Here is a 13,099-nt window from a genome sequence, read left to right as displayed (position 1 = left end):
TCTACCCGGCCTGGCGCAAGGCGCGCCACCGGTCAGTCCTGATCCTCGGTATTGCCGACGTCCGCCGCTTCATCCAGATCGTTGAGCGGCACTTGCGCATCGTCCATCAACGAGCCGGGGTCTTCATTGCCAGGATCGTTGAGTTCTTCGTCCAGTTCTTTTGACATGACGTGTTCCTCTAACCGCCTTGCGTATCGATATCGGCATCGGTTTCAGGCTTGGGCTCGAGCGGCTCAGGCTTGAAGTCTGGACTGTAGTCGTTTTCCTTGGCCACGGGATCGCTCGCCGGCGCTGGATCCTTGGGTGCATCGGCGGCGGTGCCGGGGGCCGGCTCGCCACCGTCAATCGCCGGGTCGTTGCGGTTATCGGTCTGGGGATCGTTATCTGTGGGCATGGCGCACCTCTTTGCAGGCCTGTAGAAAATAGGTAACACGTAAAACTAAGGCGCTGCGTTAACGCGTGAAGTTCCGTCCGATTGCTCATCGCAACGGGTTGTCGACCTGGATATAGAACGCGTAGAAGCCCAACACCAGCCAGAACACCATGAACAACCACGGCGCGCGCATGGAAAACAGCAGCGACTTGCGATAGCCCTTGTGGGTCGATTCCATTTCGGAAAACAACGGCGAGTCATCGTACGCCATGCCCATGACCGGCTCACTGCGCAGCAGCTCGCTTTGCTTGTAGTGCCAGTGATCGATGATCTCGTAGGCGGCGCGAATGCCGGGCCAGGCGTTGAGGGAGCTGAGAATGCCCAGCGCCGCGAGAAAAACCGGCACCACCAGGGTGAACAACTTGCCCCACTCCGGGTTGAGATTGCCCATCCCGGAGACGAAGGCAATCACCAGAAATGACTGCGCGGTGAGGTAGGCGTCGGTGCGGTTGGCCAGGATGCTGGTTTCGTATTGGATTTCGCGACGATAGAAATCGAGCCGGTCCTTGGGCGAACCGAAGATCTTGGCGTTATGCTCGCTGTGGTCGGTTAGGGCCGCTTCCGGAGTGTGCGGTGAAATGATTCTGGGCACGACGGGCTCCACGTGGTTTCAAGACTTGATTAGAAGAACCCGGCCTGGGTGAAGTTCAAGTTTTTCACGCACCAAATTGGAGCGCTTTTGAGCAATGAGAGGACTGCTCAGGGGGCCGCTTCGCAGCCCAGCGGGAGCAAGCTCCTTCGCCACGGGGTATCGCGCTGACTTGGCGGTTTCGGCACACGCTTTGCTTAAACCATTCATCTGCCGGTAAACAGGAGCATTCGTTACCCCCCGACCCAGAGCCGACTCCATAAGAAAGTAAGGACCAGGCCCGTTGGCACCCTCAGCCACAGGCTCATAAAAAAATGCGTTTTTTAAAGCGGCAGTGCCACCCAGCAACCCTGGGCACTGACAAGGTACTGGAATGGCTCGATCTTTCTTCGATGAAATGAATGACGCAGACGGCGTGTGCCGGGCGCACTATCAGGATTTCTCGCGCTGGCTGGCCAATACGCCGCCGGAGTTGCTGGCCCAGCGGCGCCGTGAGGCTGATTTGCTGTTCCACCGCGCCGGGATCACCTTCACTCTGTACGGTGACGAGCAAGACACCGAACGCCTGATCCCCTTCGACATCATCCCGCGCAGCATCCCCGCCAGTGAATGGAGCCTGATCGAGCGCGGCTGTATCCAGCGGGTCACCGCGTTGAACATGTTCCTCGCCGATATCTACCACGACCAGCGCATCATCAAGGCCGGGATCATCCCCGCTGATCAGGTGCTGGGTAACGAGGGGTATCAACAGGCGATGGTCGGCCTGGACCTGCACCGCGACATTTACTCGCACATCTCCGGCGTCGACCTGGTGCGCGACGGTGACGGCACCTATTACGTACTCGAAGACAACCTGCGCACCCCCAGCGGCGTGAGCTACATGCTCGAAGACCGCAAGATGATGATGCGCCTGTTCCCGGAAGTGTTCGCCAGGCAGCGCATCGCGCCGGTGGACCACTACCCCAACCTGCTGCTCAAGACCCTCAAAAGCTCCAGCCGCCTGGACAACCCCAACGTGGTCGTACTCACGCCAGGGCGCTTCAACAGTGCCTTCTTCGAACATGCGTTCCTGGCCCGGGAAATGGGCGTGGAACTGGTGGAAGGCGCCGACCTGTTCGTGCACGACCTCAAGGTATTCATGCGCACCACCGACGGCCCCAAGCCGGTGGACGTGATTTACCGGCGTATCGACGACGCCTTTCTCGACCCCAAGGCCTTCAATCCCGATTCAATGCTCGGCGTACCCGGCCTGGTGGCGGCCTATTGCGCCGGCAATGTGGTGCTGGCCAACGCCATCGGCACCGGTGTGGCCGATGACAAGTCGATCTACCCCTATGTGCCGGAAATGATCCGCTTCTATCTGGATGAAGAGCCGGTGCTGCAAAACGTGCCGACCTTCCAGTGCCGCAAGCCCGATGAACTGTCCCACGTGCTGGCCAACCTTGCGCAACTGGTGGTCAAGGAAACCCAGGGCTCGGGCGGCTACGGGATGCTGGTCGGCCCGGCGTCCACCGCCGCCGAGATCGAGGACTTCCGCCAGCGCATCAAGGCCCGCCCCCACGCTTACATCGCCCAGCCGACCCTGAGCCTGTCGACCTGCCCGACCTTTGTCGAAAACGGCATCGCGCCACGGCATATCGACCTGCGCCCATTTGTGCTGTCGGGCAAGGAAACGCGCCTGGTGCCCGGTGGCCTGACCCGGGTCGCGCTGAAGGAAGGCTCGCTGATCGTCAATTCGTCGCAAGGCGGCGGAACCAAGGACACCTGGGTGGTGGAGGGCTGAGTATGTTGAGTAGAACCGCCGCAGATCTGTACTGGATGTCGCGCTACCTGGAACGCGCCGAGAACCTGGCACGCATGCTCGAAGTCAGTTATTCGCTGTCGCTGATGCCCCACGCCGGGCGCAGCGATGGCCTGGACGAACTGGCGATGTCGCTGCTCAGCAGCGGCACCCTGGACAGTTACCTGGAACGCCACAAGCAACTGGACGCCGAACGCATGCTGCATTTCTTCGCCCTCGACGAAGAAAACCCGGCCAGCATCTACAACTGCCTGCGCGCCGCCCGGGGCAATGCACACGCCGTGCGCGGGCGCATCACCGCCGACATGTGGGAAAACCTCAACGCCACCTGGCTGGAAATGCGCAGCATCGCCGCCGGCGGCCTGGCGCGGCATGGCATCAGCCATTTCTGTGACTGGGTCAAGCAACGCTCGCACCTGTTTCGCGGTGCAACCTCCGGCACCATCATGCGCAATGACGCCTATCGGTTCATTCGCCTGGGCACCTTTGTCGAACGTGCGGATAACACCCTGCGCCTGCTGGATGCGCGCTATGAAATGTTCGGTGAAGAGTCCGAAGAAGTCAGCGATCTGTCGGCACGTGGTTATTACCAGTGGAGCGCCCTGTTGCGCGCGTTATCGTCGTTCGAGGCGTATACGGAGCTTTACCCGAACGCACTGAATGCACGCTCGGTGTCGGAGCTGCTGCTGTTGCGCAGCGACGTGCCGCGCTCGCTGCACGCGTGCATCGAGGAATTGAGCCATATCCTCGCCGACCTGCCCGGCAGTTACGGGCGCACGGCGCAGCGCCTGGCGGCGGAGTTCGAAGCGCGGCTGAGGTACACCGGGATCGATGAGATCCTCGAAGACGGGCTGCACACGCGGCTGACGGACTTTATCGACACGGTGCGCGAGTTGGCGCGGGCGATACAAAGCTCCTACCTGGAAGTGGTTTAAGCCCCAACACCGTGCAAATGTGGGAGGGGCTTGCCCCCGATGGAGGTCTCTCAGCCAGCTTATTTGTAGCTGACCCACCGCTATCGGGGGCAAGCCCCCCTCCCACAATGGGTCTAGCGACCGATCGACCACCAACTGGGCAACAACTGCCGCACGCGCGCGTCGCCGAAACGGTCGTCGATCAACATCACCACGCCGCGGTCGTGCTGGCTGCGGATCACCCTCCCCGCCGCTTGCACGACTTTCTGGATACCGGGGTACAGGTAGGTGTAATCGTACCCCGCGCCGAAAATGGCGCCCATGCGCGCCTTCATCTGTTCATTCACCGGGTTGAGTTGCGGCAAGCCCAGGGTGGCGACAAACGCCCCGATCAAGCGCGCACCGGGCAAATCGATGCCCTCGCCGAAAGCACCGCCCAGCACGGCAAACCCGATGCCCTGGCTATGCTGGGTGAACTGGTCGAGAAAGGCCTGGCGCTGCGCCTCGGCCATACCCCGCGATTGCAACCACAGCGTGACCTGCGGATGACGCTCGGCCATCAACTGCGCCACTTGTTGCAGGTAATCGAAGCTCGAGAAAAACGCCAGGTAGTTGCCGGGTTGCTCAGCGAATTGCCGGGCGATCAGTTCCACGATGGGCTCCAGCGACGCTTGGCGGTGCACGAAGCGCGTGGAAATGCGCTCGACGATGCTCACGTGCAGTTGCTCGGCCTTGAACGGCGACTCGACGTCGACCCAGGCGGTGTCGGTCGGCAGCCCGAGCAAGTCGGCGTAATAGTGGCGTGGGCTCAGGGTCGCGGAAAACAGCACGCTGCTGCGCGCGGCGCTCAACCTGGGCCGGATGAATTCGGCCGGCACCACGTTGCGCAGGCACAAGGTAGAGCTGCTGCGCTTGCCGCTGAACTGACGCTTGCTGATGTCGAAAATGAAATGCTCATTGAACAGCTCGGCCACCTTGGCAAATTGCAGCGCTTCGAAGTAGAAGGCTTGCAGCTCGCCGCTGAGGGCCTCGGGGTGGTCGTTGAAGTGATCGCCCATGGCGCTGGCACACAGGCTCAGGGCCTGGAGCAGCTTGTCGGGTTTGGCCGCGTAGGCCTGATACGGCGCGAGCTGATCCTTGTGCAACGCGTTCCACTCACGGTTCAGACGTTGCAAGGGCTTTTTCAGCGCCTCGGGCGCGCGCTCGCGCAGGGTCTTGAGGCTGTACTGATCGAGGCTGGCGCTGTACATCGAACGCGCCCGCTCGACCAGGTTATGGGCTTCGTCCACCAGCACCGCGACCCGCCACTGGTTGAGCTGGGCCAAGCCAAAGAGCATCGCGCCAAAATCGAAGTAGTAGTTGTAGTCGGCGACCACCACGTCGGTCCAGCGCGCCATTTCCTGGCTCAGGTAATACGGGCAGACGTCGTGGGCCAGCGCCACCTCGCGCAGATTATGCTGATCGAGCAGGCGAATCTTGGAAGCGGCTTGGCGCGCAGCGGGCAAACGGTCGTAAAAGCCCTTGGCCAGCGGGCACGATTCGCCGTGGCAGGCTTTGTCCGGGTGCTCGCACGCCTTGTCCCGCGCCACCAGTTCCAGCACGCGCAAAGGCAAGTCGGGGCTGCTGTCGTACAGCACCTGGGCGGCGTCCAGCGCCAGCTTGCGGCCGGGGGTCTTGGCGGTGAGAAAGAACAGCCTGTCCAACTGCTGCGGTGCCAGGGCCTTGAGCATCGGAAACAGCGTACCGACGGTCTTGCCGATGCCGGTGGGCGCCTGGGCCATCAGGCAGCGGCCGGTACACACCGCTTTGTAGACCGACTCGGCCAGCACACGCTGGCCGCTGCGAAACTCTGCGTGGGGAAAGACCAATCCTTGGGCGGCGTGGTTGCGCGCCTCGCGATGCTGCATTTGCTGCTGGGCCCAGTCCAGAAACAGCGCGCATTGCTGGTTGAAGAAGTGCTCGAGCTCGGGCGCGGTGAAACGCTGCGTGAGCAGGGTTTCGCCTTCGCCGACGATGTCGAAGTACACCAGCGCCAGCTCAATCTCATTGAGACCGAGCTTCTGACACATCAACCAGCCGTAGACTTTGGCCTGCGCCCAGTGCAGCTGCCGATGGTTGGCCGGCTGGGCCTGGAGGTCACCGCGATAGGTTTTCACTTCTTCCAGGCGGTTGCTGTCCGGGTCGTAGCCGTCGGCCCTGCCGCGTACCTTGAGCTGCGCGTACTCGCCTTCCAGCGCCACTTCGTTCTGATAGTGCGCGCTGCGCCGCGACGCCACCGTGCGATGGCCGACGATGCCTTCCTGGGCGCTGGGCGACGGGGTAAAGCGCAGGTCCAGGTCCCCGACCTTGGCCGTGAACTCGCACAACGCCCGCACCGCCACGCTATAGCTCAAGCGGACTCTGCCCAGCGCACGTAACAGACCGTGACCGGCATCTGGTATTCACCGCAGAACTCCAGCCAGCGCAGCTGGTTGTCCTGCAGCCGGTCGCCAGGGCCTTTGACCTCGATCATGCGGTAGGTTTTCTGCGCCGGCCAGAACTGGATCAGGTCGGGCATGCCGGTGCGGTTGGCACGGATGTCCAGCAGCAGCCGCTCGAACCAGTAGCGCAGATGCTCGGCGGGCAGGCACGTCAGGGCTTGCTCCAGCAGCTCTTCGCTGAGCAGGTTCCAGAACACGAAGGGCGATTGCAGCCCCCATTTGTCCACGTAGCGTTGGCGGATGGTGGCTTTGTAGCGCTCGTCGCTCAGTTGCTCGAAGCAGGCGCTGAACAGCGCGGCGCGGCGTTGCTGGAAGTCTTCGCTGTGCAGGTCGGCGGGCCCGCGCTGGAAGGGGTGGAAAAACGCCCCCGGCAGCGGCGCGAAGATCACGTCCCAGCACAGCAGGCCGAACAGCGAATTGATCAGGCCGTTCTCCACATAGTGCACCGGCGCGTCCGGCTCGCTCAGGTGGGCTTGCACGCAATACTCCACCGACATCAGCGGCTCGGGGCATGCCAGGGCGAGGTCCAGGCGCGTGAGGTCCCGCGGCTTGGCCTTCGGCTGCCTAGGCTCACCCAGCTTGCGCCGCAGGCGCGGTAACACGCGCAGCAGGTGTTGCTGCTCGGCGGCGCTTTCCGGCGCCTGCTGCGCGGCGACGGCCAATGCCAGCGCTTGCGCGTAGGCCTCCTGGCGCTCCAATACGCGGATCAACCGCGAACGCGCGCCGGGGTAGCCGCAGCCGCGGTAGATCTGTTCGGCCAGGGCCAGTTCAGCGCTGCGCTCGCAGTATTGGCCGATCTGGAACAGTAACTTGGCGCGGCGTTTTTCCAGCCAGGGGTTGTCGGTGTGCAGCGTGGCGATGTGGGGCAATAGCGTATCCAGCGCCTCACCCGTGTCAAACGCTTGCTGGCACTGGTGCAGGAATACAAAGCCCTCCACGTCGGCGCGGCTGCGCAACCCACGGGACTCTGCGCTGAACGCGACCTTTTCATAGGTGTAGATACCCAGGTCCGCCAGCACGAACTCCGACCAGTCCTGATAAAGGTTGCCGAAAAACATCAGGCGCAGGCGGTCGCACAACTGCATCACCGTGAGGCTGTACAGCACATCCTGCAGATCGGGGCACCAGTGGGCGAAGCTGCGGCTTTCACTGAAGCGCGCAGCCAATGGCGCCAGCCAGTCGGATTTCCTCGCCTTGGGTTGCTCGATCCAGGGCCTGAAGGCCAGGAGCAGTTCGCCTTTTTGCAGCAAGCCGAACAGTTCTTCAAAGCCCAACAGGCATTGGCCGTCGACCCAGCCGAACGCCAGTAGCGGCTGCATGGCCGCATGCGGGCAGCCGACCTCTTGGTAACTGAGCTTTGCCCCACGAAAATGCACGCCCTTGCGCATGATCATGCGCACCACTAACGCCTGGGACGCCTGCGGCAACCTGTCGAATTGCTGAATGAACTGCAATTCGTCCGGGTCGAGCAAATCGGCATAGCGTTGCTCCAGCCAACTCAGCACTTGGCGGAAGTTATGCAGGTAATACAAGGGATCTTCGAGGGGGTTGGCCATGGCACAAAGCAATCGACTACTGGTTATGCATACAGAGTGCCGTCGCAAACGTGTTGTTGCAATCAGTAATAGATAAGTGGCGCCTGCAACTTTTTGCAAAAAAGCGATCAGATGAGGGAGCTGATCGCGTAACATTTATGCCCTGCAGCCAGACGCTGCGGGGCTTTTAAGCGGGACTATTCAGGGTAAAGGTAAGGGTAAATGAACATGAAGAATTTGGGTCTGCCGCTGGTTGCACTCACTTTTCTGGTATTGGCCGGTTGCTCTACGCAAACGGTGGTGACGTTGCAAAACGGCACGCAGTATTTGACCAAGGACACCCCCAACGCCAAGACCGCCGACGGCTTCTATGAATTCACCGATATCGCCGGCAAGCGCATTCGGATCAAAGCAGCCGACGTGGCCACGGTGCGCAAGGAACAATAATCCCCTTATTGATCGTTGTACGCCGATCAAAATGTGGGAGGGGGCTTGCCCCCGATGACGGTATGGCAATCGACACATGAAGTGACTGGACCACCGCTATCGGGGGCAAGCCCCCTCCCACAGTTTTTACTGCATTCCCACAGTCAGCCGATCATTATCCCCTCCCCCGACACACTGCTCACACCCACCAGTGTCACCGAGTCGGCGCCGAAGCTGATCACGGTATCCCCGCCTACCAGCTTGGCGTGGTCACGGTAATCCGTGCTGCCCCCTACCCCGTCGAACACCAGCTTATCCGTCGCCTGATAGCCAATCACCCGGTCGTTGCCAAAGTGCTCGCTGAACAGAAAAGTGTTATGCCCGCTGCTGTCGCGAATCGTGTCGTTGCCTTTGCCGCCCTCGATAAAGTCAGCGCCCTTGCCGCCCTGGATCAGGTCATTACCGTGGCTGCCGATAATGAAGGTGTTGCCCTTGTGTACTTCGGCATTGCGGTTGAGGTCTTGCACCCAGGTGGTGGCCCTTGCCGGGTCGGACAGGTTGGCGACGATCACCGTGGAATCGCGGGTCATCTGCTCGTAGAAGCCTGAGTCGAGAATGCGCGTCATGCCGTCGCCATAACCGGTAGGCAAGTGAGACACCCAGGTCGGCAGGTTGAGGATGGAAAAGGGCAGCGCGTTCCACAACGTTGACGCGTAGTGGTCGTTGAAGCTGACGATATTATCGGTGGTGGATTCGTGGGGTTTGTCGTGCACGCCCAGCGTCGACAGGTTGGACGACGCGCCATCCAGCGCGCGGAACACCGGATCATTTTCGTAGCCCACGTTCAGCACCTTGTCACCGGCACTTTGTGTCGGCGAGGCATAGGCTACGTAGTTGGAGTCCTTGTAGAAGCCTGACCACTTGCTGTCGCTCAAGTCGGCCATGCTGTTGACCGCAAGCCCTCCCAGGCTATGCCCGCTGACGACTACATCCTGGCCGCTCAGGCCGTGGGCGCCGGCAAACTCGGCGACATTCTTGAGCAAGCCGCCGAAGGCTTCGCCAGCGTAGTTTTTCGCATAGTCCTTGGGGCCGAGGGCGGCGAGCAGGTCATTGATCAGGTCGCCGATGGAGTCGGTGATCAGGCTCTCGCGCGGCCCTGAAGTGCCGCGAAACCCAATGCCGATTTCCAGCAGCTTTCCCGCATCATCGTACTTGCCCAGCACCTCGACCTGAGCCGTGGTGTAGCCGGGCTTCTCGCCAAAGAACGTGCCCCTTGCGTCGACTTTTCCGGTGTAGCCCAGGGTGCTGGCGCTGATGGGCGTCCAGCCCGCCTGTTGCACCGCGTCCAGGGCGGCTTTTTCCGAATCGGGGTTCCAGGGAACGCCGGGAATCACCCCCTGGGAATCGGTACTGCCCAGCAAGGCGCCCACCAGCGTGGCCGGCAAGCCCAGGCCGAGGCCGTTATGCTGATACCCCACGGCAAAGCCGTTATCCAGGTTGTGGTAGGAATACAAGGTGATCGCCATCGCATCGGCGAACAGCGTCTTGGAACCCTCGGCTCCGAGGTTTTTATAGTCAAAGATACCCATGGTATTGCCTCTCTGTTGTTGGATTTGTAGAGAAAGCCAAAAAACCTGTTATCCGTTACCGACTGTAGGAGCGAGGCGGGCGGCTAGCCCTTGCTCGCGAAGATCGTCAACGATGACGCGCTCTACCTGAAGAAACGCGGCACGTTTTAGTTTTTCGCGAGCAAGCTCGCTCCTACAGTGGTTTTTAAAGCTTTAGAACGCCCAGTCCAGACTCAGGCCGACGCCGTGCACCTTCTCCTTGCTGGCCAGCAAACCGTTGTAATCGAAGTTGACCCGCGCATCCTTGCTCAACGCCAGGCTTACCCGTGCACCGACCAGCGCGGCATCACGCACCATCGGCGCGCTTTCCACCGCGAACGAAGGCCCACCGGAGGCAAACGCCAGGTGCTGTTCGGAGTCGGTACTGCTCAAGTTGTGCTGCCAGCCCAGGGTGCCGGACACTTCCAGTTGCTGGTGATCGTTGACGTTGAAGGTCTTCAAGGCGCGCACACCCAGGGTGCTCAACACCAGGTCGCGGCTGTCGTCGCCACTTTTCAGCGCGGCGGCATCGCCCTTCTCGGTGAAGCCATCGGTGTCCAGGTGCACGTAGGCCAGGTTGGCGAACGGCTCCAGCGCCAGTGGCTGCAGGTTGACGCGGTACGCCGCCTCGGTAAACACCTGGGTGCTGTGGGCGTCGACCTTGGCTTTCTGCTTGCCGCTCACGTCACCGTATTGCAGGTCGCGCTTCACATCGGCGCGGTGCCAGCTGTAGGTCGCGCCGCCGCTCAGGCGCCAGGCGCCGATTTCATGCCCGGCGTAGGCGCCGAAGTGGTAGCTGTCCACCGACGCACGGCTATGGGTATCGCTGCCCATGTTCAGCGACGTATCGCTGTAGCCCGCCACCAGACCGATGCGTGTCGCGTCGTCGAGGGCACCGTCCACCCCGGCGAGCATGCCGCCGATAGAAGTGGTGTAGCCCGCCGTGTCGCTGCGGCTGTCGGTCTTGCCCCAGGCACCCAGTGCCTTGACCCACACGTTGCCACGGCTGTCGATGGCTTGGCTGGTGGCGCCCATTTCCCCATTGCGCAGCCGTTCACCGACCGCTTCGCGCACGTAGCGGCTGTCATTGACCAATGCAGTCTCCAACGCCGGGTAGACTTCGCCACTCAGTTGCTGGAACGCACCCTGGGCCGAGGCCGCCGTCGGTGCCAGCAGCAGGCTTTCATACACCCCATTGCCCGCGCCCAATTGCTCGGCGGCAGCGGCGACGGCGCGCTGGTTCGGCGTTGCGGCCACACTGGCGAAGCTGTTGGTGCGCGCCACATCCAGCTGCACGCCATTGGCTGCGTAGTTCAAGGTGCCACCGATGAACAGGTAGTTCGGCAGGACTGCACCGAATTGGCCGGTGATACCGCCGGCCGCTTGCAGGATGTTGTACTGACGGCCAATCAGGCTTTGCGCCTGGGTTGCGCTGAGCAACGTCGGGCTGTTTTCCAGGGCCAGGGTCACGGTGCCGCCGTTCAGCGTGGCGGTGCCGCCGGCGACGATACGGTCGCTGCTGGTGGGCGACAATTCCACCGCGTACGTCGAGCCCGGCTCGAAGGTGACATTGCCCGCCACGTTCAGGGTACCGATGGAGTTGCCCGGCGCCACGGTGCCGCCGCTTTTTGCGCTCAGCGAGCCGATACGCCCCGAGCCACCGAGCACGCCGCTCTGGCTGACGGTGACGTCGGAGGTGAGCGAGCCGTTGATCGCCAGCAACCCCTGGTTGACCAGGGTCGGGCCGCTGTAGGTGTTGGCGCCGGTCAGCACCAGGGCACCAATGCCCTGCTTGGTCAGGCCGCCATGCCCGGAGATATCGTTACTCCATACATCCAGCCCGCAGTGCACGTCGTTGCACACGCGCTCTGTCGGTTTACCGGCATCCACCACCGCGCCTATCCCCGGCAGGTCCGCGACGAACTGGCCACTGCCGTAGGCGCCGTCAATGCGAAACTCAGCCGGAATGTCCTCGGCGGTAATGAACATCCCCGGCCCATTGACCGCCTTGCCCAGGTTGATCATGCCCCAGCCGTACAGCGAGTCGATGCCTGGCGCGCCGAGGTCGGTGGCGGTGGTCTTGAGCAGTGTGGAGATCTGGTCGCCACTCATGTACGGGAAGCGCTCCATCAGCACCGCCGCGCTGCCGGCCACGTGGGGCGCGGCCATGGAGGTGCCGTTGAAGTTGGCGTAGTCGGTGGTGAGGTTGTCCAGGTTGGTGCCGTTGATGATCGAGCTGAAAATCTTGGTACCCGGTGCCGACACACAGAAACTCGCCGCATAGCCGCAGCGCGAAGAGAAGGTGCTGATCACATACGGGTTGGCACTGCTGGTGTCCGGGTTCTGCTGCAGGGCCGCAACCGACAGCCAGTTCGGTGCAATTTCGGGGACGAAGTACGCCAGGCCGGAAATGGCGTCCGGGTTGTTGCGGTTGTAGTCGTTGCCGGCGGCGAAGATGGTCAGCACACCGCTGCGGGCGGCATCGATTGCGCCTTGGTAAGCGCCGCCGGCAATCGTGCCGAGGATCGGCCGGATGGTATTGAACTGCGCCTGGGCCTCATTGACGGTGAAGTTGGGGAAGGCGGGATCGCGGCCACCCTTGGCGTACTGATCACCGATGCCAATGCCCCAGCTGTTGTTGATGATCCGCGCGCCGCTGGCGACCAGCGCGTCCCAACCGGCTTTGTACACCGCGCCATCGTTGCCCAGGATGATCCCGTCTTCCGGGCCTGGGTCGCCGTTTTCCGCGCTGATGATTTGCGCGTTGAACGCCACGCCATGCATCGGCCCGCCGTCGCGGTTACCGGCAGCAATGCCGCCGACGTGGGTGCCGTGGTTGCCCAGCTTGCCGTTGGAGCCCAGGGACGGCGTGCCGTCATAGCGAAACGCGTCACCGGCCTTCACCGGGATATACGGGTCGGTGTATTGGCGGATGCCTTCGGTGACAATCGTCACTACTTTGTTCGGGCTGGCGAATTCCGGATGCTGGGCATATACCGGCTGATCGAAGATGCCCAGCTTGACGCCCTTGCCGGTGTAGCCTGCGGCGTATGCCGTGTCGGCATGTACCGCGCCCAGGCCCCAATCGGCCTTGAACTCATTGCTGCGCCAACTGGCGGCGTCGCCCAGTTTGCCGGTTTCCACATAGGGTGCGGCCTGGGCGGTCCCCAGGCTTGCCAGGCAGCACAGCAACGCGCCGTATGGCACGCAACTCAAAGCCTTGAGCGGGTAGCCCGGGCCGGTGTGGATGGCGGTAGTTAACCCTGACTTGCGTTTTTTCACGGTGACCTTCCTTAGTTTTCTTATTGCCAGTA

The 13,099-nt window shown here is 62.1% G+C and carries 10 protein-coding genes; 3 read left to right on the top strand and 7 right to left on the bottom strand.

Annotated elements, in window-relative coordinates; translation table 11 throughout:
* Positions 1-32: 32 nt before the first annotated feature.
* From C4J94_RS27840 to C4J94_RS13365, 3 genes are all read right to left on the bottom strand, one after another.
* Positions 33-167: a hypothetical protein gene (locus C4J94_RS27840; protein ID WP_256657701.1), complete on the bottom strand. Its 135-nt coding sequence runs from the start codon at positions 165-167 to the stop codon at positions 33-35.
* 11 nt (positions 168-178) lie between these two features.
* Positions 179-394 carry a hypothetical protein gene (locus C4J94_RS13370; RefSeq protein WP_124386597.1) on the bottom strand — a complete coding sequence of 72 codons (216 nt, stop codon included), beginning with the start codon at positions 392-394 and terminating at the stop codon, positions 179-181.
* Positions 395-479: 85 nt separating this feature from the next.
* Positions 480-1,025: a hypothetical protein gene (locus C4J94_RS13365; RefSeq protein ID WP_124386596.1), complete on the bottom strand. Its 546-nt coding sequence runs from the start codon at positions 1,023-1,025 to the stop codon at positions 480-482.
* A 370-nt stretch (positions 1,026-1,395) separates the two neighbouring features.
* Here C4J94_RS13365 and C4J94_RS13360 point away from each other — a divergent pair, with 370 nt between their 5' ends.
* The gene (locus C4J94_RS13360; RefSeq protein WP_124386595.1) at positions 1,396-2,805 is read left to right on the top strand and encodes a circularly permuted type 2 ATP-grasp protein; all 1,410 of its coding nucleotides are present in this window, start codon (positions 1,396-1,398) and stop codon (positions 2,803-2,805) included.
* Between the two features lie 2 nt (positions 2,806-2,807).
* Entirely contained in the window at positions 2,808-3,758 is a 951-nt protein-coding gene (locus tag C4J94_RS13355) for an alpha-E domain-containing protein (RefSeq protein WP_124386594.1), read from the top strand.
* A 113-nt stretch (positions 3,759-3,871) separates the two neighbouring features.
* Here the strand turns inward: C4J94_RS13355 and C4J94_RS13350 are convergent, their stop codons facing one another.
* Together C4J94_RS13350 and C4J94_RS13345 are read right to left on the bottom strand one after the other, a co-directional pair.
* Positions 3,872-6,130, bottom strand: a complete 2,259-nt coding sequence (locus tag C4J94_RS13350; RefSeq protein ID WP_124386593.1) for an ATP-dependent DNA helicase — start codon at positions 6,128-6,130, stop codon at positions 3,872-3,874.
* Positions 6,127-7,773, bottom strand: a complete 1,647-nt coding sequence (locus C4J94_RS13345) for a VRR-NUC domain-containing protein (RefSeq protein ID WP_124386592.1) — start codon at positions 7,771-7,773, stop codon at positions 6,127-6,129. Before C4J94_RS13345 ends, C4J94_RS13350 begins: the two co-directional genes overlap by 4 nt.
* 201 nt (positions 7,774-7,974) lie before the next feature.
* On the opposite strand from C4J94_RS13345, the gene C4J94_RS13340 reads away from it, so the two are divergent.
* Positions 7,975-8,199, top strand: a complete 225-nt coding sequence (locus C4J94_RS13340) for a YgdI/YgdR family lipoprotein (protein ID WP_124362844.1) — start codon at positions 7,975-7,977, stop codon at positions 8,197-8,199.
* Positions 8,200-8,342: 143 nt separating this feature from the next.
* Here C4J94_RS13340 and C4J94_RS13335 read toward each other — a convergent pair whose 3' ends face one another.
* Together C4J94_RS13335 and C4J94_RS13330 are read right to left on the bottom strand one after the other, a co-directional pair.
* A complete protein-coding gene (locus tag C4J94_RS13335; RefSeq protein WP_124386591.1) occupies positions 8,343-9,767 on the bottom strand; it encodes a lipase in 1,425 nt (474 codons plus the stop codon).
* A gap of 192 nt (positions 9,768-9,959) precedes the next feature.
* Positions 9,960-13,067, bottom strand: a complete 3,108-nt coding sequence (locus C4J94_RS13330) for an autotransporter serine protease (RefSeq protein ID WP_124386590.1) — start codon at positions 13,065-13,067, stop codon at positions 9,960-9,962.
* Between the last annotated feature and the right edge of the window lie 32 nt (positions 13,068-13,099).

The sequence above is a fragment of the Pseudomonas sp. R5-89-07 genome, assembly GCF_003851685.1.
GTDB lineage: Bacteria > Pseudomonadota > Gammaproteobacteria > Pseudomonadales > Pseudomonadaceae > Aquipseudomonas.
The sequence above is the reverse complement of the archived record's forward strand: the minus strand, read 5'-3'. Positions and strand labels throughout refer to the sequence as shown.